General features: G+C 72.0%; 25 protein-coding genes. 13 read left to right on the forward strand and 12 right to left on the reverse strand.

Annotated elements, in window-relative coordinates:
* Window positions 1–50: 50 nt before the first annotated feature.
* The gene (locus tag BMZ92_RS26235; RefSeq protein ID WP_091512742.1) at window positions 51–419 is read left to right on the forward strand and encodes an Rv2175c family DNA-binding protein; all 369 of its coding nucleotides are present in this window, start codon (window positions 51–53) and stop codon (window positions 417–419) included.
* Here the strand turns inward: BMZ92_RS26235 and BMZ92_RS26240 are convergent.
* A complete protein-coding gene (locus BMZ92_RS26240; protein ID WP_245783258.1) occupies window positions 388–1527 on the reverse strand; it encodes an MFS transporter in 1140 nt (379 codons plus the stop codon). The genes BMZ92_RS26235 and BMZ92_RS26240 overlap by 32 nt on opposite strands.
* A 23-nt stretch (window positions 1528–1550) precedes the next feature.
* Between BMZ92_RS26240 and BMZ92_RS26245 the strand changes: the two genes are divergently transcribed.
* Window positions 1551–2075 carry a CGNR zinc finger domain-containing protein gene (locus tag BMZ92_RS26245; protein WP_245783259.1) on the forward strand — a complete coding sequence of 175 codons (525 nt, stop codon included), beginning with the start codon at window positions 1551–1553 and terminating at the stop codon, window positions 2073–2075.
* Here BMZ92_RS26245 and BMZ92_RS26250 read toward each other — a convergent pair.
* The 3 genes from BMZ92_RS26250 to BMZ92_RS26260 are packed head-to-tail and all read right to left on the reverse strand — an operon-like array spanning window position 2047 to window position 5365.
* Window positions 2047–2835, reverse strand: coding sequence for an LLM class F420-dependent oxidoreductase (locus tag BMZ92_RS26250; RefSeq protein ID WP_091512748.1), 789 nt, complete (start codon window positions 2833–2835; stop codon window positions 2047–2049). The two genes, BMZ92_RS26245 and BMZ92_RS26250, sit on opposite strands and share 29 nt — an antisense overlap.
* 10 nt (window positions 2836–2845) lie before the next feature.
* Window positions 2846–4300, reverse strand: a complete 1455-nt coding sequence (gene crtI / locus BMZ92_RS26255) for a phytoene desaturase family protein (protein WP_091512749.1) — start codon at window positions 4298–4300, stop codon at window positions 2846–2848.
* Window positions 4301–5365 carry a polyprenyl synthetase family protein gene (locus BMZ92_RS26260; RefSeq protein WP_091512752.1) on the reverse strand — a complete coding sequence of 355 codons (1065 nt, stop codon included), beginning with the start codon at window positions 5363–5365 and terminating at the stop codon, window positions 4301–4303. It lies immediately after the preceding gene.
* Between the two features lie 77 nt (window positions 5366–5442).
* Here BMZ92_RS26260 and BMZ92_RS26265 point away from each other — a divergent pair, with 77 nt between their 5' ends.
* Entirely contained in the window at window positions 5443–6219 is a 777-nt protein-coding gene (locus tag BMZ92_RS26265) for a PIG-L family deacetylase (protein ID WP_091512753.1), read from the forward strand.
* Here BMZ92_RS26265 and BMZ92_RS26270 read toward each other — a convergent pair.
* Window positions 6212–7030 carry a hypothetical protein gene (locus tag BMZ92_RS26270; RefSeq protein ID WP_143249949.1) on the reverse strand — a complete coding sequence of 273 codons (819 nt, stop codon included), beginning with the start codon at window positions 7028–7030 and terminating at the stop codon, window positions 6212–6214. The two genes, BMZ92_RS26265 and BMZ92_RS26270, sit on opposite strands and share 8 nt — an antisense overlap.
* 84 nt (window positions 7031–7114) lie before the next feature.
* Between BMZ92_RS26270 and BMZ92_RS26275 the strand changes: the two genes are divergently transcribed.
* Complete coding sequence (locus BMZ92_RS26275; RefSeq protein WP_245783260.1) at window positions 7115–7801, forward strand: helix-turn-helix transcriptional regulator; 687 nt, start codon at window positions 7115–7117, stop codon at window positions 7799–7801.
* Here the strand turns inward: BMZ92_RS26275 and BMZ92_RS26280 are convergent.
* The 3 genes from BMZ92_RS26280 to BMZ92_RS26290 form a co-directional block, all read right to left on the reverse strand.
* Entirely contained in the window at window positions 7798–8478 is a 681-nt protein-coding gene (locus BMZ92_RS26280; protein WP_091512759.1) for a polysaccharide deacetylase family protein, read from the reverse strand. The two genes, BMZ92_RS26275 and BMZ92_RS26280, sit on opposite strands and share 4 nt — an antisense overlap.
* 85 nt (window positions 8479–8563) lie before the next feature.
* On the reverse strand, window positions 8564–9208 hold the full coding sequence (locus BMZ92_RS26285) for a glycoside hydrolase family 11 protein (RefSeq protein ID WP_091512761.1): 645 nt from the start codon (window positions 9206–9208) through the stop codon (window positions 8564–8566).
* A gap of 237 nt (window positions 9209–9445) precedes the next feature.
* Window positions 9446–10306 carry a LysR family transcriptional regulator gene (locus BMZ92_RS26290; protein WP_091512764.1) on the reverse strand — a complete coding sequence of 287 codons (861 nt, stop codon included), beginning with the start codon at window positions 10304–10306 and terminating at the stop codon, window positions 9446–9448.
* A gap of 110 nt (window positions 10307–10416) precedes the next feature.
* Here BMZ92_RS26290 and BMZ92_RS26295 point away from each other — a divergent pair, with 110 nt between their 5' ends.
* From BMZ92_RS26295 to BMZ92_RS26310, 4 genes are all read left to right on the forward strand, one after another.
* Window positions 10417–11403, forward strand: coding sequence for a bile acid:sodium symporter family protein (locus BMZ92_RS26295; RefSeq protein WP_091512766.1), 987 nt, complete (start codon window positions 10417–10419; stop codon window positions 11401–11403).
* Between the two features lie 45 nt (window positions 11404–11448).
* Window positions 11449–12333, forward strand: coding sequence for a methylenetetrahydrofolate reductase (locus tag BMZ92_RS26300; RefSeq protein WP_091512978.1), 885 nt, complete (start codon window positions 11449–11451; stop codon window positions 12331–12333).
* Between the two features lie 35 nt (window positions 12334–12368).
* A complete protein-coding gene (locus BMZ92_RS26305) occupies window positions 12369–14030 on the forward strand; it encodes a DUF885 domain-containing protein (RefSeq protein ID WP_091512769.1) in 1662 nt (553 codons plus the stop codon).
* Window positions 14031–14145: 115 nt separating this feature from the next.
* Complete coding sequence (locus tag BMZ92_RS26310) at window positions 14146–15039, forward strand: DMT family transporter (RefSeq protein ID WP_091512771.1); 894 nt, start codon at window positions 14146–14148, stop codon at window positions 15037–15039.
* On the opposite strand, the gene BMZ92_RS26315 is transcribed toward BMZ92_RS26310, so the two are convergent.
* Genes BMZ92_RS26315 through BMZ92_RS26325 form a run of 3 tightly spaced genes read right to left on the reverse strand, consistent with a single transcriptional unit; the run spans window position 15020 to window position 17001 of the window.
* Entirely contained in the window at window positions 15020–15613 is a 594-nt protein-coding gene (locus BMZ92_RS26315) for a GNAT family N-acetyltransferase (protein WP_091512774.1), read from the reverse strand. The two genes, BMZ92_RS26310 and BMZ92_RS26315, sit on opposite strands and share 20 nt — an antisense overlap.
* Window positions 15610–16110, reverse strand: a complete 501-nt coding sequence (locus tag BMZ92_RS26320; RefSeq protein WP_091512776.1) for a YbaK/EbsC family protein — start codon at window positions 16108–16110, stop codon at window positions 15610–15612. Before BMZ92_RS26320 ends, BMZ92_RS26315 begins: the two co-directional genes overlap by 4 nt.
* Window positions 16111–16122: 12 nt before the next feature.
* On the reverse strand, window positions 16123–17001 hold the full coding sequence (locus BMZ92_RS26325) for a DMT family transporter (protein ID WP_091512778.1): 879 nt from the start codon (window positions 16999–17001) through the stop codon (window positions 16123–16125).
* Window positions 17002–17029: 28 nt separating this feature from the next.
* Between BMZ92_RS26325 and pdxR the strand changes: the two genes are divergently transcribed.
* The 5 genes from pdxR to BMZ92_RS26350 all read left to right on the forward strand — a co-directional run bounded on the left by pdxR (window position 17030) and on the right by BMZ92_RS26350 (window position 22829).
* On the forward strand, window positions 17030–18511 hold the full coding sequence (gene pdxR, locus BMZ92_RS26330; protein ID WP_091512979.1) for a MocR-like pyridoxine biosynthesis transcription factor PdxR: 1482 nt from the start codon (window positions 17030–17032) through the stop codon (window positions 18509–18511).
* A 149-nt stretch (window positions 18512–18660) separates the two neighbouring features.
* The gene (locus tag BMZ92_RS26335; protein WP_091512781.1) at window positions 18661–19158 is read left to right on the forward strand and encodes an SAV_6107 family HEPN domain-containing protein; all 498 of its coding nucleotides are present in this window, start codon (window positions 18661–18663) and stop codon (window positions 19156–19158) included.
* A complete protein-coding gene (locus BMZ92_RS26340) occupies window positions 19158–19922 on the forward strand; it encodes a maleylpyruvate isomerase family mycothiol-dependent enzyme (RefSeq protein WP_091512783.1) in 765 nt (254 codons plus the stop codon). The genes BMZ92_RS26335 and BMZ92_RS26340 overlap by 1 nt, the downstream gene beginning before the upstream one ends.
* A 1028-nt stretch (window positions 19923–20950) precedes the next feature.
* Window positions 20951–21595: a VOC family protein gene (locus BMZ92_RS26345; RefSeq protein WP_091512785.1), complete on the forward strand. Its 645-nt coding sequence runs from the start codon at window positions 20951–20953 to the stop codon at window positions 21593–21595.
* Between the two features lie 124 nt (window positions 21596–21719).
* On the forward strand, window positions 21720–22829 hold the full coding sequence (locus BMZ92_RS26350) for a GNAT family N-acetyltransferase (protein WP_091512787.1): 1110 nt from the start codon (window positions 21720–21722) through the stop codon (window positions 22827–22829).
* Between the two features lie 54 nt (window positions 22830–22883).
* On the opposite strand, the gene def is transcribed toward BMZ92_RS26350, so the two are convergent.
* The gene (def, locus tag BMZ92_RS26355; protein WP_091512789.1) at window positions 22884–23384 is read right to left on the reverse strand and encodes a peptide deformylase; all 501 of its coding nucleotides are present in this window, start codon (window positions 23382–23384) and stop codon (window positions 22884–22886) included.
* Window positions 23385–23422 lie beyond the last annotated feature (38 nt).

A 23422-nucleotide genomic window follows, 5' to 3' on the forward strand; every position in this document is an offset into this window, starting at 1 on the left:
CGGGATGCGATATTGCGCTGGGTGATACCCGATATGGCACAGTGTCAGCTGTGAGTGCGATTCCAGTCGCTGATGACGTGCTCGGACCGGACGTCGCCGTGCTCTCGCTGGCGCAGGTCAGTGAAGCGCTGGGACTGTCCGTGAACAAGGTGCGGCAGCTGCTGCGGGACGGGCAGCTGCTCGCCGTGCGCAGGGACGGCGAACTGCGCGTGCCCGCCGACTGCATCGCCGGGAACGCGCCGGTCAAGGGGCTGAGCGGGCTGCTGACGGTGCTCGCGGACGCCGGGTTCAGCCGCACGGAGATGCTGCGGTGGCTGTACTCGGAGGACGAGTCGCTGCCCGGCACCACGCCGATCAACGCCCTGCGCACCAACCACGGGACCGAGGTCAAGCGCCGCGCACAGGCGATGGCGTTCTGACGGCCGCGTAGGCCGCCGCCGCGGCCAGCTGCACCGCGGCGACCGCGAGCAGGCAGGTGGTCGGTGAGCCCGCCAGCGCGCCGCCGAGTGCCGTGCCCGCGGCGAACCCGGTGATCTTCACGCTCGCCCCGATCGTGAAGACCTGTGCCCGCAGGTGTTCCGGTGCTTCCCGGTGCCGCACGGCGAACAACGCGGTCAGCTGCGGTCCTTCGGCGAGACCGGCGAGCACGGCGGACAGGACGAGCAGGACGGGCCCGCCCAGCGCGGTCCCCACGGCGCTCGTGGCCAGGACGACCGTGCTGGCGAACACGAGCGTGTCCGGCCGCCCGCGCCACGGCCGCCGGGCGAGCACGGCGTCGGTCAGCAGCGCGGCGCCCGCGACGACGGCGAGCAGCAGAGCGCCCCGGCTCGCCCCGCCGAGACGGCTCGCGCCGACCAGCGGGTAGCAGACCACCACCATGCCCAGGCCGCCGTAGGAGATCGTCGAGGTGACGGTGGCGCGCAGGAGTGCCCGGCGCCGGACGAGCACGGTCAGCCCGGCTGTCCAGTGCGCCCTCCCGCGACTGGTGCGCCGCGCGGGCAGCGACCACGCGGCGGGCATGGCCAGTGCCATCATCGCGGCGGCGACCGCGACCGCCGTCGCCGCACCGAACCGGTCCGCGACGACGGCCGCCAGCGCGGGCCCGGCCAGGCTCGCGACGTTGAACGTCGCCGCGTCCAGCGCGGTCGCGCGGGGCAGGTCGCCCGGCGCGGCGGGCAGCTGGGAGGTCCAGCCGCCGGAGACCGCGGGGTTGCCGAGCCCGGTGACCACCGCGAGCGTGACGACGGCGGGCAGCGGCAGGTGGCCGAGCGCGAGCAGCACCAGCGCCAGCCCCAGCGCGTACCAGGCGAGCGTCGCGGCCAGCAGCAGGCCCGGCCGTGCCACGCGGTCGAGGAACGCGCCGAACACCGGCCCGCCGAGCGCCGAGGAGGCGGTGAGCCCGGTCAACAGCGCGGACGCGGCCCCCGGCGTGCCCGTGACGGAGATCCCCAGCAGCAGGACCGCCGGTCCGGACAGCTCGTCACCCGTCCGCGCGAGCGCGGCCCCTGCCAAGTAACGGCCTAGCACGCAAAGCACGTTACACTGCGGTGGTGGAACTGCAGCGAGCCGCGGATCTGGTGAACCTGCTGGTGCCGGGGGAGCCGTCACCGGCCGAGGTCGCCGACGTCCTGCGTGCGCACGGTGAACCGGAGCCGATCGAACTGACCGAGGCTGACGTGCGTGAACTGCGTGAAGCGGCGTTCGTGCTGCGGGAGATCTTCGCGGCGGAGGACGTGGACCAGGCCGCGGCACGGCTGAACGCGGCGCTGGCCCGGCACGCCCGCCCGCCGCGGCTGACCACGCACGGCGGCACCTCGGGCTGGCACCTGCACGTCGATTCGAGCGACGACGCGCCGTGGGGGGAGTGGCTGCTGACGTCGTCGTGCCTGGCGCTGGCCGTGGCACTGGCGCAGCGCCAGGCGCCGCCGGGCGGGGTGTGCGCCGCGGCGGGGTGCGGGAGGTCCTTTGTGGACAGCGGGCGCGGCGGCCCGCGCCGCTACTGCTCGGCGCGGTGCGCGACCAGGGAGCGGGTCGCCGCGCACCGGGTCAGGAGTTCTGGGCGTCCCGCCACTTGAGCCACCTTTCCAGCAGCGTCAGGTCGTAGTCTGGGCCGTTCGCCTCGGCGATGAACAACGAGACGCCACGCTCGCGCAGCCGCGGGCCCACCTCGTCCGGTTCGGCCGTGACACCGGTCGAGATCTCGATCTCCGCCGGGTCGCGGCCCACGTCCGCGCAGTGCTGCCGGAGGATCCCGACCTTGCGCTCGATCACGTCGGCGTCGCCGAAGCCGTGCCAGATGTCCGCGTGCCGCGCGACCAGCTTCAGCGTCTTCTTCTCCCCGCCGCCGCCGATGAGCACCGGGATGTCCCGCGTGGGCGCGGGGTTCAGCTTCCCGAGGCGGTTTTCGATGCGGGGCAACGCTTCCGCGAGGTCCGCCAGCCGCGAGCCCGCGGTGCCGAACTCGTAGCCGTACTCGGTGTAGTCCTTTTCGAACCAGCCGGCGCCGAGACCGAGGACGAGCCTGCCGCCGCTGATGTGGTCCACGGTCCGCGCCATGTCGGCCAGCAGCTCGGGGTTGCGGTAGCTGTTGCACGTCACCAGCGCGCCGATTTCGACGCGTGACGTCTGTTCCGCCCAGGCGGCGAGCATCGTCCAGCACTCGAAGTGCTGCCCGTCGGGATCGCCGTGCAGAGGGAAGAAGTGGTCCCAGTTGAAGAGCACGTCGACCCCGAGGTCCTCCGCCCTCGCGGCGGTCTCGCGGATCGTGCGGTAGTCGGCGTGCTCGGGCTGCAGTTGCAGGCCCACGCGCACGGGCCTGGTCGAAGCGGAACTCATACCGCCAACCCTAAGCGGCGCCGGTGATCCTCGCCGCCGCGAGGCGGCCCGAGATCAACACCGGCGGGATGCCGACGCCCGGTGTCGTCCCGCAGCCGGCCAGCACGACGTTTTCCAGGCCCCGCACCAGGTTTCCCGGCCGGAACGGACCCGTCTGGGCGAACGTGTGCGCGAGCGAAAACGGGGTGCCCGCCGCCAGGCCGCGCTCCGCCCACGTCTGGGGCGTGACGACCTCCGCGACCCGGTACTCGTCCTCGAAACCCGTGAGCCCGCGATGCGTCAGCACACGCAGCAGCTCCTGCCGGTACGCCGGACCGACGCGGGGCCAGTCGATCCGGCCGGTCCGCAGGTTCGGCGCCGGGGCGAGCACCGACACGACCTGACCGTCTGCCGCGAGCGTGGGATCGGTCGCGGTCGGGCGGGTCACCAGCAGCGACGGGTCCGACATCAGCCGTCCCTCGCGGATGATCTCCGCGAACGTCCGCGACCACGCGCCGCCGAAGAAGATGGTGTGGTGGTCCAGTTCCGGCCAGCTGCGGCGGGTGCTGCCGTGCAGCACGACGGCGGAGGGCGAGTACCGCAACGGCAGCGGGCGCTTCGGGCGCGTGCCCAGCAGGCGGTACGCGGTCGTCAGCTCGGTCGCCAGTACCACGGCGTCACAAGGAATCCGCTCGCCCGCGCGCGTGCGCACCGCCCGCACCCGCGAGGAAACCCTTTCCAGCCAAGCGGCTTCGGTCTTGAACCGCACGTCCGCCCCGGCGCGCTCCGCCGCGTCCGCGAGCACCTGCCCGACGCGGCCCATCCCGCCGAGCGGGTAGTACACCCCGGCGATCGTGTCCATGTACGGGATGACGCCGTACGCGGCGAGCGCGGTGCGCGGGTCGAGCCCGGCGTAGAGCGACTGGAACGAGAACACCCGGCGCAGCCGGTCGTCGGCCAGGAAACGGCCGATGCGGGGGCCGAGCCGCCCGAAACCGCCCAGCGCCAGCAGTTTCAGCATCTCCGGGCGCGCGAGGTCCAGCGGGGAATCGAAGTTCGCGCCGATGAACCGGTCCTTTTCGACCTCGTACAGCTCGCTGAACCACCGGCGCAGCCTGCGGTAGCCGTCAGCCTCCCGCGGTCCTGCGAACTCCCGGATCTCCGCCTCCATCGCGTCACCATCGGTGCACACGGCCAGCGAGCTGCCGTCGGCGAACCTCGCCCGGTAGGCGGGATCGAGCCGCACCAGGCGCAGCGGGTTCGGTTGGCCCGCGGCCGCGAGGGCTTCGTCAAGCAGCTCCGGCATGGTCAGCACCGTGGCGCCCGTGTCGGCCTTGTACCCGTCGTACTCCTGGCCGCTCACGCGCCCGCCCGGCCGGTCGTCCCGCTCCAGCAGCGTGACGCGCCGGCCCGTGCCGAGCAGGTGCAGCGCCGCGGACAGCCCGGCCAGCCCGGCTCCGATCACGACCACGTGGTCCCCGCGCATCTAGAACGTCCTCTGCGTCGCCCTGGCCGCCAGGTCCGCGAGCGCGGCCGCGGCGGGTTCGGTCAGGCCGGCCTCGTCGAGCGCGTGGAGCGCCGCGCCGGTCAGGTGCTCGATCCGCTCCTCCACCGCGGGCACCGCACCCACCTCGCGCAGCACCGCGCGCACGTCGTCGATGTCCTTTTCGGACAGCAGCGGGTTGCCCAGCGCGTGGGTGATCACGTCGGCCCTCGGCGGGTCCGCCCGCCGCAGGCCGAGCGCGATGAGCAGGGTCCGCTTGCCCTCGCGGAGGTCGTCCCCCGCCGGTTTGCCCGTGACCGACGGGTCGCCGAACACGCCGAGCAGGTCGTCACGCAGCTGGAAGGCGATGCCGAGGTCGCGGCCGAACCGCCGCAGCGCGGCGACCTGCGCATCCCCCGCGCCCGCCAGCGCGGCACCGAGGTGCAGCGGCCGTTCCACTGTGTACGCCGCGGTCTTGAGGCGGCTGACGCGCAACGCGGCCTCGGGCGAGGCGTCACCGGTGACCTGCGTGTGCACGTCGAGGTACTGCCCCGCCAGCACTTCCGTGCGCATCGCGCGCCACACCGGGCGCGCGGCGTCGAGCGTCGCGGGCGGGAGCGGGGACGCGCCGAACATGTCATCGGCCCACGCCAGCGCCAGGTCGCCGACCAGCACCGCGGCGGCGAGCCCGAACCCGGCCGCGGTGCCCGCCCACTGCTGGGAGGTGTGCAGGTCCGCGAACGCCACGTGCACGGTGGGCCTGCCGCGCCGGGAGTCGGAGGAGTCGATGAGGTCGTCGTGGATCAGTGCGCACGCCTGCACGAGTTCCAGGCTCGCGACGGCCTGCAGCACGCCGTCGGCGTCCGCCGTACCGCCGCCGGTACCGCGCCAGGCCCACCACGCGAACGTCGGACGGAGACGCTTCCCGCCGCGCAGCACGAACTCCGTGAGCGCGTCGACGCCGGAGGCGAACACCGGCTCCGCCCCCACGATGTCCGCGCCGGCTTCGCGGAGGAACCGGGTCAGCACGCGCTCCACGTTGCCCGGAAGGTCGGCGTCGTAGTCCATGCCCCTATGGTCGTGCCTGGGGGGCACTTTCGCCGCGCGGGGTGGTCACGGTGTGAGCATTTCCGTAATCTCGCCTGGTGGCGACCTTCGTGACCTTCCATGCCCATCCCGACGACGAGTGCATCTCCTGCGGCGGGGTGATGCGCAAGGCCCACGAGGACGGCCACCGCGTCGTCCTCGTCGTGGCGACCCGCGGCGAGCAGGGCGAGATCCCGCCCGGTCTGCTGTCCGACGGCGAGTCGCTGGCCGAGCGCCGCGCGGCCGAAACCCTTGCCGCGGCCGAGATCCTGGGCGTGTCCAGGGTGGAGTTCCTCGGCTACGCGGACTCCGGGATGATGGGCGAGCCGACCAACGACGAGCCCGGCACGTTCTGGACCGCGCCGGTCGAGGAGGCCGCGGCGAAGCTCGCGGCGATCCTGCGCGAGGAGAACGCCGAGGTCCTGACGTGCTACGACGACAACGGCGGCTACGGCCACCCCGACCACATCCAGGTGCACCGCGTCGGCATGCGGGCCGCGGAGCTCGCCGGCACCCCGCGGGTCTTCCAGTCGACCGTGAACCGCGACCACATGCGCCGGGGCGTCGCCGAGATGGCCGACGCGGGTCTGCCGCTGCCCTCGCTCGAGGAGATCGAGGGGATCGGCAAGCCGGAGAGCGAAATCACGACGGTGGTGGACGTCACGCCGTGGCTGGAGTACAAGCGCCAGGCGATGCGTGCGCACCCGAGCCAGATCAGCGAGGACTCGTTCTTCCTCGGCACGCCCGACGACGTGTTCCGCTACACCTTCGGCACGGAATGCTTCATCCGCGTCGGCGCCGAGCCGGGCGAGCTCACCGACGACCTGTTCAAGTGAGGCTGCGCCTGCCGAAGACGACGTCGGCGACGTCGCCCGAACGCAGGTAGGCGCCCGGGGTCTGGAACTCCCACATGCCCGCGGCGATCGACAGGTCCTCGTCGACGCCCTTGAACTCCCGGGAGATGCCGCGCACGGGGACCGCGACGATGTCGTCGAGGTCCGCGATGTTCACCCACCGCCGCACGAGCGGCGGCCGGGTGCGGTTCTCCGGCGGCCGCAGCCGGTCGAGCACGACCGGCTGCGCGAGCGGGCTGCCCAGCGTCACGAGCAGGTCGACGTCGTGTTCCTGGTGCGCCCACAGCGCTTCGTAGGCCACGACGCTGCCGAGCGAGTGGGCCACCACGACCTGGGGCCGCTGTTCGTCGATCGCCTCGGCGACGGACCGCGTGGCGGCCTGCCTCGCCTCTTCGGCGTCGAGGTAGGCGTGCAGCTCCCGGCAGAACGTCAGCGCGAACAGGCGGGTGCCGGGGCCGTGCGCGCGGAGGAGCCAGTCGTTCGCGAGCGCGAGGCGGTCCTCCGGTGGTGCCGCGGTCATGCCGGGGCGCAGGAGCGCGATCCACTCGGTCAGCAGGTGCTGTTCGGTCGGGGAGAGCGAATCCGGGTCCTCGTCGAGGCTGTGCCCGGACTCGGGGTGCAGGTGGTGGGCGTAGTAGGCGACCTCGAGGTCCACGGAGGAGTTCGACGGCATCGCCGTGCCCAGGTGCTGGAACCAGTCCGCGGCAAGCGCTTTCGCCGCCTCCGGGGCGGAGCCCTTCCGGCGGTGGTAACGATGGGTACCGATTCCGTGCACGCCGAGTACCCGGAGCATCCGCATCCCTTCGCCGCCATCCGGACAGGGGAGAAGTCGTCCTGCCGCTGTCCGCCGTTACCTGCCGCGGCCATACTCGCACTCGTGTCCACCTATCGAGCGAGGCCCGGGTCCGGAGTCGTGCGCTGCTGGTGGGAGCAGCGGGCCGGTGCGGACGGGCGGGTGCAGCGGGTCGTGCCGGACGGCTGTTCGGACCTCGTCGTGTTCGACGACGGGGAGGCGATTTTCGTCGGGCCGGCGCTGGACGTGGCGCTCGTCCCGCTCCCGCCGGGCGCGCACCTGCGGGGGCTGAGGTTGCGCACGGAAGCGCTCGGACCCGTGCTGCGGCTGCCCGCGCACGAGCTGGCGGGAGCGACCGTGCCGGTGTCGGAGGTCCTGCCGGAGCGGCTGGCGCGCCTCGCCGTCGAGCAGGTGTGGGAGGGCGTGCTGCCCGAGCCGCTGCGGAAGTCCTCGGCGGACCCCCGCGTGACCCACGCCGTGCGGAGGCTGTGGTCCGGTGGCACCACGGTCGCGGCGGTCGCCGACGAACTGGGTGTGGCGGACCGCCACCTCCGGCGGCTGTTCCTCGACCACACGGGGATGACGCCGAAGGCGGTGCACCGGGTGGGACGGTTCCAGCGGTTCCTGCACGCGGCGGACACCACGCGGGTTTCACTGGCGGACCTGGCAGCGGACGCGGGCTTCGCCGACCAGGCACACCTGGCCCGCGAAGTCCGCGCCCTGGCCGGGCTCCCGCCCCGCGACCTGCTGAGGGAACGGCGGGGGGACTAACCCGGCGCCACCGCCCGGCCGGTCTGCGGCGAGATCATCCCGGCGCACAGCCCCTTGCTCGCCAGCGTCTGCGCGATGCGCGGGATCGCGGCGACGGTGTTCGCCGGCCAGTCGTGCATGAGGATGATCTGCCCGTTCGTCAGCCGCGCGTTGGCCTGGACGATCGCGTCGGTGCTCGCGCCGTTCCAGTCCTGCGAGTCGACGTCCCAGATGATCTGCGTGAGGCCGTAGCGTGCCGCGACCGACTGCACCGTCGAGTTCGTTTCCCCGTAGGGCGGGCGGAACAACCTCGGCGTGCCGCCGCCCGCGTTCGCGATCGCCTGCTGCGTACGGGAAATCTCCGAATCGACCTGTGCCTGGCTCAGCTGCGTCAGGTGCGGGTGCGTGTAGGTGTGGTTGCCCACCCACATCCCCGCACTGACCTGCGCGGCGACCTGAGCGGGGTAGGCGGCCGCGTACTGGCCCTCGTTGAACATCGTGGCCCGCAAACCGTTCTGCCGCAGTGCGTTGAGCAGCGCCGGGGTGTTGCCGGAAGGACCGTCGTCGAACGTGAGCCCGACGTAGCCGCTGCACGAAGCGGCCTGTGCGGGAGCGGCGGCGACGGTCAGGGCGGTGGCTCCCGCCGCTGCCACCGCGGCGGCCGCGAGCCCACGGCGGAAACGCGATTTCCTGGACATGACAATTCCTTTTTTATTGTGCGCGCGTCGGGGAGCGGTCTCCCGCGACTGGGCTGCGCGGGAGACCGCTGATCGGAGTGTTTTTTCAGCCCACCGTGATGTTCGAGTTACCGCTGCTCTGGTATCCCTCGGTCGCCAGGATCATGTAGTAATTGAAACTGCCGAGCGGCATACCGGCCCGCGCCCACGCGTCGAAATGGTTTCCGGTCGTGATCGTGCCACCGGTCCGCTTCGACTGCCGGACGCTCCAGTACTGGTTGAACGTCTTGGTGCCTTCGACGGACGGCGCGTTGTACCGCGTCGTCTGGTAGATGTCGTACGTGCCGCCGTCGGACGTGACCGTGCCCTTGTACGTGCCGGTGGGCCGGTACGTACCCCAGTTGTCGACGATGTAGTACTCCACCAGCGGGTTCGAGGTCCACCCGTACAACGCGAGGTAGGCGTTGCCGGACGGGTTGAAGCTGCCCGAGTAGCTCACGGTCCGGCGGCTGCCGTTGCTCCATCCCTTGCCCGCGACGAAGTTCCCGCAGTTGGTCCAGTTGGTGCGGTAGTTGCCGCCCGAGGACAACGTCATCGAGACCTGGCCGCCGCCGTCGGTCCAGAACGAGTAGTAGTACCCGTTGTTCGTCCCGGTCTGGTTGGTGGTGATGGTGGTGTCCGCGCTCGCGGTACCGGGTGCGAAAACCGTGGTCACGGCCAGCAGTGCGGCGCAGATCGTGCCGAAAAGCACTTTCCTCCGACCGTTTCCGGGGGATCTGAAGGCGTGTTTCATGGGTCGATTTCCTCCTCATCGACGCTGACTGGTGGCGAGGAAGTACCGATCGGTGGACCGAGTATGCCCCTGATTTTCCAACGGTGTCAACCACGGATTTCGAAAGTTTTCGAATGCCTGGAATGGGGCTGCGCCGGAGGGGTGACCATTCCGGAAATCATGATCGCGACGATTTCCGAAAATTTTCGGAATGGTTCAGGGGGTGCCGTGCAGCCGGCTCGCGCCCGCGCGGATGGCGTCCGACAGCGCCGCCGTCGGACCGTGCAGCGCCGCGCGGCGCGCGGTGAGCACGAACTCGACCTCACCGGGATCGGGCAGACCGTGGCCGGCGGGCAGTTCGACGAGCCCCGCGGGCACCAGGCTGCGCGCGAACACCGCGACCCCGAGCCCGGCGAGCGCGGCGGCGCGCAACCCGTTGAGGCTGCCGCTCGTGCACACACCGCGCCACTGCCGTCCCGCGCGCCGCAGGGCGTCGAGCGCGCGGGCACGCGTGATGCTCGGCGGCGGGTAGGCGATCAGCGGCACGGGTTCGCCGGGGTCGAGTTCGAAGCCCTCACGGCCCACCCACACCAGCGGCTCCGTCCACAGTGCACCGACGCCGTCCTCGCCCGCGGCCCGCTTGCCCAGCACCAGATCCAGTTCGCCCGCACGCAGCTGCTCGTGCAGCACACCGGACAACGCCACCGTCAGCTCCAGGTCCACGCGCGGGTGCGTGCGCCGGAACTCGCCGAGGATCTCCGGCAGCGGGCCGGCCACGAAGTCCTCCGAGGCGCCGAAGCGGACCCGTCCCCGCAGTTCGCCGCCTGTGAAATAGTTCATAGCCGTCTCGATCGTGTCGAGCACGTTGGCGGCGAACCCGATCATCGCCTCGCCGTCGGCCGTGAGCTCCACGGAGTGCGTGTCCCGCACGAACAGCTGCTGCGTGCTCGCCCGCTCCAGCTTGCGAACGTGCTGGCTGACGGTGGACTGCCGCAGCCCGAGCCGCTGCGCGGCCCGCGTGAAGCTGCGCGTCTCCGCGACCACGAGGAACGTCCTCAGCCACACCGGGTCCAGCACGCGTCCGAGCGTATATCACCGTTCGCGATAACAGTTAGAGCAGCGATCATACTTCACAATCGGTTCGTTCCGGCCCAAGATCGGAGGATCCCAGCGAAAGGACCGGATTCATGCGTGGGGCGGCGTTGCTCGCGAAAACCCGGATCGACCCGTTCATCCTCGGCATCCTCGCCGCGGTGGGGGTCGCCGCCCTGCTCCCCGCGCGCGGCCAGGGCGCGGACGTCGCATCGGCCGTCAGTTCGGTCGGCGTCGGCGCGCTGTTCTTCCTCTACGGCGCACGACTGTCCACAGCGGAGGCGATGGCCGGGCTCCGGCACTGGCGGCTGCACCTGACGATCCTCGTCTCGACCTTCGTCCTGTTCCCGCTGCTGGGTCTGGCGGCGAAACTGCTCGAACCCTCGGTGCTGAGCCCGGAACTGGTGGCGGGCGTGATCTTCCTGTGCGCGCTGCCGTCCACAGTGAACTCCTCGATCGCGTTCACGTCGATCGCCCGCGGCAACGTGGCGGCCGCGATCTGCGCCGCGTCGTTCTCCAGCCTCATCGGCATCGTGCTCACCCCGCTGCTGGTGGGCCTGCTGCTGAACACCACGGGCAACGGCTTCTCGCTGCACTCGGTGACCGACATCGTGCTGCAGCTGCTCGTGCCGTTCGTCGCCGGGCAGCTCCTCCGCCGGTGGATCGGCGGCTGGATCACCGCGCACAAGAAGGTGCTGGGCCGGGCCGACCGCGGGGTCATCCTCATCGTCGTCTACACGGCGTTCAGCGAGGGCGTGGTCGCCGGGATCTGGCACCGGCTCAGCTGGGTCTCGCTCGTCGTGCTGCTGGTCGTGAACCTGGTGCTGTTCTTCGTCGTGCTGGGCGTGCTGCGGTTCCTCACCCCGCGCCTTGGCTTCGCCCGCGAGGACCGGATCGCGATCGTCTTCTGCGGGTCGAAGAAGAGCCTGGCCAGCGGGCTGCCGATGGCCACCGTGTTGTTCCCCGCGCACAGCGTCGGGCTGATCGTGCTGCCGCTGATGCTGTTCCACCAGGCCCAGCTGATGATCTGCGCGGTGCTCGCCCGCCGGTGGGGCGCGCGGCAGCCCGAACTCGCTTCCTGAACGAGACATATGTCGCACGCGCCTCAGGCCATTAGTATGAGCCGCATGAAGACGGTCGTCGAACGGTTGCGGGGCACGTCCCCGGTGTTCTCCGTGGAGTTCTTCCCGCCCCGCGACGCCGCCGACGAGGCCGTGCTGTGGCGCTCCATCCGCGAGCTGGAGGGCTTCGACCCGGCGTACATGTCCATCACCTACGGCGCGGGCGGGTCGAGCCGTGACGGCACGATCCGCAACATCGCGAGGGTGGCCACCGAGACCACGCTGGTCCCGATGGCCCACCTGACCGCGGTGGACCACTCGGTCGCCGAGCTGCGCAACGTCATCGGCTGGTATGCCGCCGTCGGCGTGCGCAACATCCTCGCGCTCCGTGGTGACCCGCCGGGCGACCCGTACGGCGAATGGGTGCCGCACCCCGAGGGGCTCACCTACGCGGAGGAGCTGGTCGAACTCGTCCGTTCGCTCGGTGACTTCTGCGTGGGCGTGTCGGCCTTCCCGTACGGCCACCCGCGTTCGGCCGATCTCGACACCGACACCAAGTACCTCGTGCGCAAGTTCAAGGCCGGTGCCGAGTTCGGCATCGCGCAGCTGTTCTTCGAGGCCGAGGACTTCCTGCGGCTGCGGGACAGGGTCGCCGCCGCGGGCTGTGACGCGCTGCTCATCCCCGGCGTCATGCCGCTGACCACGCCACGCACGCTCAAGACCACGATCAAGCTGTCCGGCGCGGCGTGCCCGCAGTGGCTGCTCGACCGGCTGGGGCCGCTGGAGAGCGACCCGAAGGCGTTCCGCGCCGAGGGGCTGGACGTGGTGACCGAGCTGTGCGAGCGGCTGATCGCCGAGGGCGTGCCGGACCTGCACTTCTACACGTTCAACCGCTCGAAGGCGACGCGCGAGGTCGTGCAGCGCCTCGGGCTGGTGCCCGTACGGGCCTGAAAAACCGGCTTGCCGTGGGCAGGTAAGTTGCCCCCATGGCGTCTGTGCACGAAATCTCCGACCGGTTCGTGACCGAGTTCGCGGCGGCCCACCCCGTCGCCGCGACGGAGCTGGGGATTCCCGGCTACGACGACCAGCTCACCGACTACTCGCCGGAGGGCCACGCGGCCCGCGCCGCCCTGTCCCGCCGCGCGCTCGCGGAGATCGAAGCCACCGAACCCGCCGACGCCGGTGAGCGTGCCGCGAAGGCGGTCTTCACCGAGCGCGTCGGGCTGGACCTGGAGATCCACGAAGCGGGCCTGGACGCCGCCTCGCTGAACGTGATCGCCAGCCCGGTGCAGGACCTCCGCATGGTCTTCGACCTCATGCCGACCGACACCGAGGAGCAGTGGGCGAACATCGCCGCCCGCCTGCACAAGGTCCCCGTGGCCGTCGACGGCATCCGCGCCTCCCTGCTCGCCGCCGCCGAGGCGGGCAACGCGCCCGCGTTGCGGCAGGTCACGAAGGTCGCCGAGCAGGCCGAGACGTGGGCGGGTCTGGGCGGTGAGAAGGGCTTCTTCGACAGCCTCGTCGCGAACGGCCCGGAGGCCCTGCGCAAGGACCTCGAACACGGCGCGCGGTCGGCGCAGGAGGCGTACGCCGAGCTGGCCGGGTTCCTGCGCGCGGAACTGGCGCCCAAGGCCCGCGTCAAGGACGCCGTCGGCGAGGACGCGTACCGCCTGTGGTCGCGCTACTTCACCGGCGCCGCGCTCGACCCGCGTGAGGCCTACGAGTGGGGCTGGGGCGAGTTCGCCCGCCTCGAAGGCGAAATGCGCGAGGTGGCCGCCCGCATCAAGCCGGGCGCGACGCTGCACGAGGTGGCCGAAGCGCTCGACGCCGACCCGAAGTACCGGGTGCACGGCCGCAAGCAGTTCGAACAGTGGATGCAGCGGCTGTCCGACACCGCGCTGCGCGAGCTGCGCGGCAAGCACTTCGACATCCCCGACGAGCTGATGGCGCTGGAGTGCCGGATCGCGCCTCCCGGTGGCGGCGCGGGTGCGTACTACACCGGTCCCAGCGAGGACTTCTCCCGTCCCGGCCGCATGTGGTGGTCGCTGCCGCCGGGCCGTGACGAGTTCTCCACGTGGCGCGAGGTCAGCACCGTCTACCACGAGGGCGTGCCGGGCCACCACCTGCAGATCGCGACCGCGGTCGCGCAGCCCTCGCTCAACCGGTTCCAGCGGATGCTGGCGTTCGTCTCGGGGCACGGCGAGGGCTGGGCGCTCTACGCCGAGCGGCTGATGCAGGACCTCGGTTACCTCTCCGACGACGGCGAGCTGTTCGGCATGCTCTCCGAGCAGCTGTTCCGCGCCGGCCGCGTGCTCGTCGACTTCGGCATGCACCTGGAGCTGGAGATCCCGAAGGGCACGGGTTTCCACGAGGGCGAGCGCTGGACCCCGGAGCTGGGCCTGGAGTTCATGCTCACCCGCACCATCACCGACCCGCCGCTGGTGCACGACGAGATCGACCGCTACCTCGGCTGGCCGGGGCAGGCGCCCGCGTACAAGCTCGGTGAGCGGCTGTGGCTCGAAGCCCGCGAGGACGCCCGCCGCAGGCAGGGATCTTCCTTCGACATCAAGGAGTTCCACACCAAGGCCCTCCGCCTCGGCGGCATGGGTCTCGACACCCTCCGCACCCAACTGGCCGAACTGGACTGACATGCACCGCATCTACCGCGTCACCCCACCGCCCCGCGCCTAGCGGGGCGGAACACTCGCACGTCTTTCGCCCCGCGTCGGTGTCCTCGAAAACCTCGACGCTGGAGCGTTTCCCATGTCTTCCTCCGTTGCCGCGCCCGCGCGCGGCCGTTCGGCGTTCGCGCTGGTCCTCGCCGGCATCCTCTGGGGTACCGGCGGCCTGTCCGGCAACCTGCTGGCCGAAAAGGCCGGCCTGCACCCGTTGTCCGTTGCGGCCTTCCGGCTGCTGCTGGGCGGCGGCTGCACGGTGCTGTTCCTCGTCGTCACGCGCCGTCGTCCACAATGGACGGTGCCGGTGGTGCGGCGGCTGCTCGTGGCCGGGGTGCTGCTCGGCCAGTTCCAGGCGTGCTACTTCGGTGCGGTGTCGCTGACGTCGGTCAGCCTCGCGACGATGGTGACGATCGGCAGCGTGCCGGTGTTCGTCACGCTGGCCACGACCGCGGTCCGGCGCCGCCGTCCCGCCACGACGACGCTCGTCTCGACGGCGGCCGCGGTGGCCGGGCTGGCGCTGCTCACGTGGTCGCCTGCCGGGCTGTCCGGCGGCGGCCGGCTGCTCGGCGGGGTCGCGCTCGCGCTGACCGCCGGTGCCGGGTTCGCACTGCTGACCCTGGTGACCCGGCGCCCGGTCGAGGGCCTCGACTCGTTCGGCACCACCGCGTTCGGGCTGCTCATCGGCGGGGTGCTGCTGCTGCCGCTCGGGCTGGCGTCGGGCATGGCACTGCCGCTGCGGCCCGACGTGGTCGCGGTCGCGCTGTACCTCGGCCTCGTGCCGACGGGTGTGGCCTACGGCGCGTACTTCCTGGCGCTGCGCACGGCGGCCCCCGTCGTCGCCGCGTTGTCCGCGCTGCTGGAACCGCTGACGGCGGCCGTGCTGTCGGCGTTCCTCCTGCACGACGAACTGGGCGTGACCGGGTGGACCGGCGCCGCCCTGCTCGTCACCGCACTCGCGGTCAGCTACCTGCGGGAGTGACGGAGGCCCCGCCCGGGGGCTCGAGCGGCAGGGCGCGGCCGAGGATCGCGAACGGCCGCGGGTCGCCGGCGAAGTGGTAGTCGCGCAGGACGTCGACGAACCCCACCCGCCGGTAGAGCTTCCAGGCCCGGCTCGGGCCCTCGGGCGTGGACAGCAGCACGTGCCGGTTCGGCACGCCGTCGAGCAGCCGCCGCAGCAGGTTCTCGCCGATGCCGTGGGCCTGGCTGCGCGGGTGCACGTGGATCTCGGTCAGCTCGAAGTAGTCGGCGAGCCAGTGGTCGGCCGCCGCCTCACCGCCGCTCCGCACCAGCCCCCGCCGCACCTGCTCGTGCCACCACTGGCCGGGGTTGCCGCGGTAGCCGTAGGCGATGCCCAGCAGCCGCCCGTCGGCGTCGAGCGCGGCGAACCCACGCCAGCCGTCGCGCAACGCGTGCGTCAGCCACATCGGGGCCCGCTGCTCCGCCGTGCCCGGCGGGTAGCGCATCGCCTCGACGTAGATGGCCAGCGCCTCGCGCAGGCGCGCGCGGAAGTCGTCCGCGGTCAGTGGCACGAACTGGGTGGACACCGTGGTCATGTACCCACTCCCGCGGCCTGCCCGCCGGTGAGCGCCAGCAGATCGGCGAAAGTCGTGGGGAACACCGACTTCGCGTGCCCCGCGGCGGCCCACACGACGTCGTACTGCTCGAGCGCGGTGTCCACGATCGTGGGAATGCGGGCCGGGTGGCCGACCGGGGCGACCCCGCCGATGACCTGACCCGTGTGCTCCTTGACGAACGCGGGGTCGGCCTTCTCGACGGAGACGGCGCCGACGAGCTCGGCGAGCCTGCCGGTGTCCGCCCGGTGCGCGCCGGAGGTCAGCGACAACAGCGGGCCGGTGTGGTCGGCGTACACGGCCCGGAAGATCAGGCTGTTCGCGATCGCGCCCACCGTCACGCCGAGCGCTTCGGCGGCCTGTGCCGCCGTGCGCACCTCGGCGGGCAGGATGCGGATGCCGCGGGCGGCGTCGTGCTGGCCCGCTTCCGCCAGTGCGGCGGCGACCTTGGCGACGGCCGGGTGGTCGAGGCTGCTCATACCGATATGAGATCACGGACCGCCCGTGCGGGCGACGCTCGGTTCCGTTCCCGCCCGGGTGAGCACCAGGCCGACGGCGAGCCCCGCCGCGACGACCGCGATCCCGGTCCAGACCAGCGGCCCCGGCAGGTCACCGCCGGTGAGCGCGGCGGCGACGGGCGCGATCCCGGTGAGCAGCCCGCTGCGCCCCGGCCCGAGCCGGGCGACGGTCGAGTACCACAGCAGGAAGGCCGCCGCCGTGACCAGGACCGCGAGGTAGGCGATCGCGGCCCATTCCGTCCCCGTGGCGGGGAGCGTGTCTTCTTCGGCTGCTCCGAGCAGCGCGAACATGACCGCGCCGAGCCACACCGAGTGCAGCGACACGCCCCACGCGCCGTGCCTGCCGAGCACCGGCACGGCGAGCAGCGTGAACCCGGCCTCGCACAGCAGCGCCACCGCGGCCCACGCGACGCCGGCCGCGTCGGTCCGGCCGGTCCCTTCGACGAGGACGCTGCCGACCGTGACGACCACCGCCGCGAGCAGGATCCGCCGGTGCGGCCGCTGTCCCTGCAGCAACGGTCCGACGAGCCCGAGCAGCACCGGTACGCACGCGACGGCCACCGCGATGACGGCGGGTTCGGCGTGCTCGCCGCCCCGCACGAGCGCGACGTTGAACAACACCAGCCCGCTCGCCGCGACCCCGGCCAGCCACAGCCATTCGCGGCCTCGCGGGAGGAGGATCCGGTGCCCCGTGGCCCTGGCCAGCGCCAGCAGGATGACGAACGCGATGGCGTAGCGGATCGCCTGCGTCGTGAACAGGGGAGCGTCGCCGAGCGAGCCCGAAACCGTGACGCTGCCGCCGACGAACGCCATCGCGGCGGCGCCGGGCAAGGCCGTGCGGATGCTGTGCATGCGGCCAGCCTGTCGTCAGAATGGTCCGATGGACAGGGCCAAAGAAGGGGCGGACGACTGGTCCAAAGCCACGGACTTCCTGCAGCTCGACGTGCGTGAGGCCCCGCCGGGCGGGCTGTCGGACTGGCTCGCCGGACGGCTGCGGCACGCCATCACCGACGGGCGGCTGCCCGTCGGCGCCCGGCTGCCGCCGACCCGCGTGCTGGCGGGGGAACTGGGCGTCTCGCGGGGCGTCGTCACCGAGGCGTACCGGCGGTTGGCGGAAAGCGGGCAGATCGCGGGCCGCGGACGCACCGGGACCGTTGTGGTCGCCGTGCCTGCCGCGTCCCCGAGCCCGGTTGTGCGTGCGCCGTCAGGGTTTCCGGTCGAAGCCGGACCGGACGTGTTCGAGTCCCTGCGCGCCGCCCCGGCTCGCATCGACCTTTCGCCCGGCGTGCCCGACCTGGCCGCGTTCCCGCGCGCGGCGTGGCTGCGGGCCGAACGCCGCGTGCTGGACCGCTTGTCCCCGGCGGACTTCGGGTACGGCGACCCCCGGGGCGCCCCGCGCTTCCGCGCCGCGGTCGCGCAGTGGCTGGCCCGCAACCGCGGGATCGCGGTGGACCCGGACGAGGTCGTGGTCGTCGCCGGGGTCGCGCAGGCGCTCGTCCTGCTCGCGCGCGTGCTCGCCGCCGAGGGGATTTCCACGGTGGCGGTGGAGGATCCGGGCTCGCTGGGCGCGCGGCGGCAGTTCCAGGGCTGGGGGTTCGCGACCCCGCCGGTCCCGGTGGACGGTGACGGGGTGCGGGTCGCGGACCTCCGTGCGAGCGGCGCGCCGGTGGCGCTGCTGACGCCCGCGCACCAGTTCCCGACGGGAGTGGTCCTCGACGGCGGTCGCCGGCGGGAGCTGCTGCGCTGGCTGGACGAAGGCGGCCTGGTCATCGAGGACGACTACGACGCCGAGCACCGTTACGACCGGCCGCCGGTGCCCGCGCTGCGCTCGATGCGGGCCGATGGGATCTGCTACGCGGGCAGCGTGTCGAAGCTGCTGGCGCCCGCGCTGCGGGTGGGCTGGCTGCTCGTGCCGGGGGAATACCGTTCTGCCGTGGTCGCCGCCAAACGCGAGGCGGATCTCGGAAATTCCGTCCTGCCCCAACTCGTGCTCGCGGAATTGGTGGAAACGGGCGAACTGGAGCGCCAGTTGCGGTTGCTGCGGCGACGGCACCGCCGGAGGCGGGACGTGATGATCGCCGCACTCGCCGAGCACCTGCCGGGCGCCCGTGTGCACGGCGCCTCGGCCGGGCTGCACCTGACGATCACCTTCGACGGCGAGTTCTCCGACGTCGAGCTGGCGGCGACCGCACTGGAGCGGGGCGTGAAGGTGCAGCCGCTGTCGTGGCACCGGCAGCGGCCGGGGCCGCCGGGGCTCGTGCTGGGCTACGCAGCGAGCGCCACGGGTGACCTGGCGGAGGGAATAGCGGTGCTCGGTTCGGCGCTGAACGAAAGGGAGTTCGATCACCGGATCGAGGCTTGAACGAACACGTGTTCGAAGTTAGGCTGGAAGTCGCTCGAACACAGGTTCGACACCCGGTGGAGCGCTCGCCGGTGCGGTGCCCGGCGTGGGAGCGGGGGAAGCGCCTCCGCGCCGGGCACCGTGGCCACCAGCAAGAACAGGGAGGGGCAATGTCCATTGCCACCGTCGCGTCCCGTGCCGGTTCGGGGCAGCACGCGCTGCCGTTGCCGGTGCGGCCGCCCACCGCGCCTGCCGCCGTGGCTCTGCTGAACGAGGCCCGGCAGGGGCTCGCCGAGGCGGAGCACGCCACGGACCCGGTCACGAAGTTCGTCACGTCCTACCTGGCGGCGTTGCGGGGTGGCGCCGCCGTGCTCGCCGCCCGTGGCCGCCCGCACCGCGGGCGCGCCCGGCCCGCGAGCGTGTGGGTGCTGCTGGAGTCGGCGGCGCCCGAGCTGGCCGAGTGGTCGGCGTACTTCGCGGCGAACTCGGCCGCGCGGGCCGCCGCGCAGGCGGGGATCACGCGGCGGATCACCGAGGCCTCGGCGGCGGAGCTGTGCCGTCAGGCCGGGTTGTTCCTCGAGCTGGCCGACCGGGTGGTGCACCCTCGTGCCGAGGCCGTCCGGCAGTGCGCCGAGCCGCCGGGGCGGAGGAAGGCCCAGCGCCCGTAATGGCCGGTCAAGCCCTGATCGACCACGGTCGTTTTCTCGACGCGCTCGGTATCGAGGTGGAGTTGCTGATCGACGCTTCGCACGCGGCGCCCGCCGGCACGCCGGTGCCCTCCTGCCCGGGGTTCACCGTGGGCGAGGTGGTCCGGCACATCGGCGGGGTGTACCGCGTGGCGAAGCTGTGGATGACGGAGGGACGCGCACCGAAGGACTGGCAACGGTATCCGGCGCCGGGACAGTCCCTTGAGGACTATCTGCGGCAGGGTTTCGACGCGCTGCTGGGCGAGTTCGCCGCGCACGAGCCCGATGCGTACGCGGCGAGCTGGTGGCCGGCGGATCGCACGTACGGCTTCTGGTGGCGCCGGATGGCCCACGAGACCACGGTGCACCGTTACGACCTGGAGGACGCCACGGCCGAGCCCATCACCGATGTGGCGGACGATTTCGCGGTGGACGGCATCGATGAGGTGCTGTCGGCGTGGTTCGCCCAGCGGCTGCCGATGCTGGGCCTGTCGGGCACGATCACCAGGACGGTGGCGGTCCACAGCGGAGGCCACCACTGGATCGCGAGGGCGGGGCCTGGCGTGACGGAGGCCTGGCACTGCTCAGCGGAGGAAGCCGCCACGGCGGACGGCTCCGTCACCGCCGATCCGATGGCCATGTACCTGTGGACGTGGGGCCGCCTCCCACTACGCAACGTGAACTGGTCCGGCGACGATGACGCCATCGCCCAGTTCTGGTCACTACTCCGCCTGGCCACGAAGTAACCCGCCCAGACCCGGCACGTGGGGAAGCGCAGCCGGGAGAGGACGGGAGCGGTGGCGGCGGTGGTTGTGGTGGCTTGGGCTGCGGTGGCTTGGGCTGCGGTGGTTTTGGAGGCAGCGGCGCTCTGGCTGCGGTGGTTTTAGCCGCAGTGGCGCTTGGGCTGCGGTGGTTTTGGCCACAGCGGCGCTCTGGCTGCGGTAGTGCTGCCCCGGCGGTGGCTATGGCCACTGCGGTGGCTGTCGGCTGCAGCGGTGCCGCGGCAGCGGCTGGGGCACGGGCTACGGCTGCGATGATGGCTGCGGCCGTGCCGCATGGTGGCTTTGGCCGCAGCGGTGGCTGCGGTGAGGGGATCGCCATCCCCTCACCGCACCCACAGCACCACCACCGTTGGCGGCTTCGGGCTGCGATGGCGCCGGGCAGCCGCGGTTGCGGCGACGGTGTGGATCTCCTCCCGCCACCGCAGCCACGTCGTGCCACGTCCTGGTTCCTGGTAGTGGCCTCGCCCGCCGCTGACGGCCCAACTCGACCGCCTGCCCACCCACGCCATGGGCCCGCTGCCTGCCGCCCTCCCGCCTGCCGCCCTCCCGCCTGCCGCCCTCCGCCGTCCCGCGCGTCGGCCCACCTCCTTCGCCGCTCCCCGCCATTGGCCCGCCGCCCTCCGCCTGCCCACCCACGCCATGGACCTGCCGCCCGCCGTCGCCGCTGCCTCCCGCCTGCCGCCCTCCCGCCTGCCGCCCTCCGCCGTCCCGCGCGTCGGCCCACCTCCTTCGCCGCTGCCCTCCCGCGCGTGGTCCACCTCCTCCGCCGCCCGCCTCCGTTGCTGCTCCGCCCGCCTCCACTGCCGCTCCGCCCGCCTCCGCCCTCGGTCTGTCCACCCTCCGCCGTCGGCCTGTTCACGCCACCCGGTCAGGCGTGCCGAGTCCCTCCTGCCCCGCAGTCACCGCCCACGCACCTCCCCCACCGCGGCAGCGGCGCCCACAACCACCCCAAACACCAAAAACCCCCGCCGTCACCCGGTACGGTGCTGCCCATGTCGACAAGGCTTGTCGCCCTGTGGGTTGATGCCGTGCGGCCCGCGGGGCTCGCCCGGTTCTGGGCCGCGCTCCTCGGGTGGGAGGTCGTCGACGATCATGTCGTGCGGGCACCGGTCACCGACGGGTGCGAACTGGATTTCGTGTTCGTCCCCGAGCGGGCCCCGAAAACCGGCAAGAACCGCGTCCACCTCGACCTGGCTAGTTACTCCGCCTCGGATCAGCGCGCGAAGGTCGAGCGGGCGCTTTCCCTTGGCGCGCAACGCAAGGACGTCGGCCAGGGCGAGGTTCCGTGGGAGGTCCTGGCCGACCCCGAGGGCAACGAGTTCTGCGTCCTCGAACCGCGCCCCGGCTACACCACCACCGAAACCGTCGCCGCGATCGTCGTCGACGTGCATGACCCGTTGGCGCTCGCATCGTTCTGGAGCGGGCAGAGCGGGTGGCGCATCGGAGCGCGGCAGGAAGTCGTCGTCGGCTTGCGGGCACCCACCGGACGCGGCCCGTGGCTCGAGTTCCTCCACACCCCGGACCCCCTCGACCGGCCCACTCGCCTCCGCCTCGCGCTCGCCGGGGCCCCGGACGCACCCGAAAGGGTCAAGACCGATCCCGAAGGAACCGAGTTCGTCCTGCTCAACCAGGGTTGAACACCTGTGTTTCGCCGACGTTGCGGAAGCCCTCGCAGGCCTGACATGCGCGAAACACCGGTGTCCTCGGAGCGCAACAAGCATCGGCGATCGTTATGGAATGGAAATTCGCCGAGTCAGACCCATGCAGGTCGTCGATGTGCCGGAGACGTGGCCGACCCCGGTCGAGCAAGAGGTCGAAGTCACCGACGCCACCACCTGGCGCCTGCGCATCCGGATGGACGACCGCCCGGGCATGCTCGCCCGGATCGCTATCCGGATGGCCGACCTGGAGTGCAACATCCTCGGCCTGACTGTCCTGCCTGTGCCGGGAGGCGTGCTCGACGAGATCGTCATCCGGCCTGCCACCGGTCTGACGAAGGAACAGCTGGTCCGCGCTATCCAGGACGAGGGCTGCGAGTGCTCGGCCATCGCCGACGCCGACGTGCGTGAACTCGTCGACGCATCCGCTGCCACCCTCACCGCCGCCAGCCGCGCCGTCGATGACCCCTCCCGGTACGCCGACGTCCTGCGTGAGGTGCTGGCCGCCGACCTCGTGACGGTGGTCCCGCTCGCCGAGGCGAATCCCGGCCGCTCCGAAGGCGGTCACCGCGCGGCCTTCGCCGTGGACGGCACCACCGCGCTCGTCGCCCGCCGCCGTTGGGCACCGTTCGTGCAGCTGGAACTGGCGCGGGCGGAAGCGCTGCTCGGCCTGCTCGACGCCGTCCGCGCCGACGTCTCCCGGCCCGCCGTCGCGACCTGTTCGAACGGTGCGGCGCTCGTGCTGCGGCAAGGACTTCCCGGCGACACTGACGCCGTCGCCGCCCTGCATGAACGCTGCTCCGCGCAAACACTGTTCCAGCGCTACCACACCGGAATGCGCACCATGCCGCGTCGCTGGTTGCACCGCCTCCTGATGCCGCCACGCGGGATGAGCCTTCTCGCCGTGTGCGGGCACGAAGTCGTCGGGCTCGGTCAGCTCATCCCCGGCAGCGGCGAACTCGCCGAGATCTCGCTGCTGGTGGACGACGCCTGGCAGCGCAAAGGCGTCGGCACGGCGCTCATGGCACGACTCGCCGTCATCGCCGCGGCCCGCGGGCACCGCAGGCTGATGGCAGTCTCGCTTCCCGGACGAGACGGCATTTTCCGTACCGCCGTGCGAGCCGGGCTGGCGCCGCAACAACCCGAGGAGGAGGGCCTGCTGCGGATCGACATCCCGGCACACCTGACCCCGCGCGTACCCGGCCGGATCTGATTCCCCGTGTACAGGGCACACCCAGGCAGCACTTCGGGAGCCCGGTGAACCCGGTCAGCGCCGCCAGAACCAGTCCTTCTCCCGGGCCTGGCGCAACGCCTCGCGCTTGGTCTCCTTGCTCAGGCGGTCGAGGTAGAGCATCCCGTTGAGGTGGTCGGTCTCGTGTTGCAGGCACTGCGCCAGCACGTCCTTGCCTTCCACCACAACGGGTTCGTTGTTCACGTCGACCCCGCGCACCACGGCACGGACGGCACGCGTGACCGGGAACCACAACTCGGGCACGGACAGGCAGCCTTCGTCGATCTCGTGCGTCGCCTCGGAGAGTTCGGCGATCTCCGGGTTGATCACGTATCCGGTCAGCCCGTCGACGTCGTAGCTGAACACCCGCAGCGACACCCCGATCTGCGGCGCGGCGAGCCCCGCGCGGCCCGCGGGTTTGACCGAGTCCAGCAGGTCGGTCACCAGCTGCCGCAGCCCCTTGTCGAAACGGGTCACCGGATCGCACACCGTCTTCAGCACCGGATCACCGAAGTACCGCAGTTCCCGCAACGCCATCCTGGGCACCCGTCCTTTCTGCCGGGCGGGAGTCTAAT

This window comes from Amycolatopsis sacchari (genome assembly GCF_900114035.1).
In the GTDB taxonomy this organism is placed as follows: domain Bacteria; phylum Actinomycetota; class Actinomycetes; order Mycobacteriales; family Pseudonocardiaceae; genus Amycolatopsis_E; species Amycolatopsis_E sacchari.

What these genes read in the sequence shown, in the direction of transcription:
- BMZ92_RS26260 (WP_091512752.1), bottom strand. Translation starts at nt 5,365, where the DNA reads ATGGACTACGACGCCGACCTTCCGGGCAACGTGGAGCGCGTGCTGACC.
- BMZ92_RS26315 (WP_091512774.1), bottom strand. Translation starts at nt 15,613, where the DNA reads ATGACCACGGTGTCCACCCAGTTCGTGCCACTGACCGCGGACGACTTC.
- BMZ92_RS26320 (WP_091512776.1), bottom strand. Translation starts at nt 16,110, where the DNA reads ATGAGCAGCCTCGACCACCCGGCCGTCGCCAAGGTCGCCGCCGCACTG.
- BMZ92_RS26270 (WP_143249949.1), bottom strand. Translation starts at nt 7,030, where the DNA reads ATGCTCCGGGTACTCGGCGTGCACGGAATCGGTACCCATCGTTACCAC.
- BMZ92_RS26345 (WP_091512785.1), top strand. Translation starts at nt 20,951, where the DNA reads ATGTCGACAAGGCTTGTCGCCCTGTGGGTTGATGCCGTGCGGCCCGCG.
- BMZ92_RS26325 (WP_091512778.1), bottom strand. Translation starts at nt 17,001, where the DNA reads ATGCACAGCATCCGCACGGCCTTGCCCGGCGCCGCCGCGATGGCGTTC.
- BMZ92_RS26335 (WP_091512781.1), top strand. Translation starts at nt 18,661, where the DNA reads ATGTCCATTGCCACCGTCGCGTCCCGTGCCGGTTCGGGGCAGCACGCG.
- BMZ92_RS26350 (WP_091512787.1), top strand. Translation starts at nt 21,720, where the DNA reads ATGCAGGTCGTCGATGTGCCGGAGACGTGGCCGACCCCGGTCGAGCAA.
- pdxR (WP_091512979.1), top strand. Translation starts at nt 17,030, where the DNA reads ATGGACAGGGCCAAAGAAGGGGCGGACGACTGGTCCAAAGCCACGGAC.
- crtI (WP_091512749.1), bottom strand. Translation starts at nt 4,300, where the DNA reads ATGCGCGGGGACCACGTGGTCGTGATCGGAGCCGGGCTGGCCGGGCTG.
- def (WP_091512789.1), bottom strand. Translation starts at nt 23,384, where the DNA reads ATGGCGTTGCGGGAACTGCGGTACTTCGGTGATCCGGTGCTGAAGACG.
- BMZ92_RS26295 (WP_091512766.1), top strand. Translation starts at nt 10,417, where the DNA reads ATGCGTGGGGCGGCGTTGCTCGCGAAAACCCGGATCGACCCGTTCATC.
- BMZ92_RS26300 (WP_091512978.1), top strand. Translation starts at nt 11,449, where the DNA reads ATGAAGACGGTCGTCGAACGGTTGCGGGGCACGTCCCCGGTGTTCTCC.
- BMZ92_RS26305 (WP_091512769.1), top strand. Translation starts at nt 12,369, where the DNA reads ATGGCGTCTGTGCACGAAATCTCCGACCGGTTCGTGACCGAGTTCGCG.
- BMZ92_RS26340 (WP_091512783.1), top strand. Translation starts at nt 19,158, where the DNA reads ATGGCCGGTCAAGCCCTGATCGACCACGGTCGTTTTCTCGACGCGCTC.
- BMZ92_RS26280 (WP_091512759.1), bottom strand. Translation starts at nt 8,478, where the DNA reads ATGTCCAGGAAATCGCGTTTCCGCCGTGGGCTCGCGGCCGCCGCGGTG.
- BMZ92_RS26250 (WP_091512748.1), bottom strand. Translation starts at nt 2,835, where the DNA reads ATGAGTTCCGCTTCGACCAGGCCCGTGCGCGTGGGCCTGCAACTGCAG.
- BMZ92_RS26310 (WP_091512771.1), top strand. Translation starts at nt 14,146, where the DNA reads ATGTCTTCCTCCGTTGCCGCGCCCGCGCGCGGCCGTTCGGCGTTCGCG.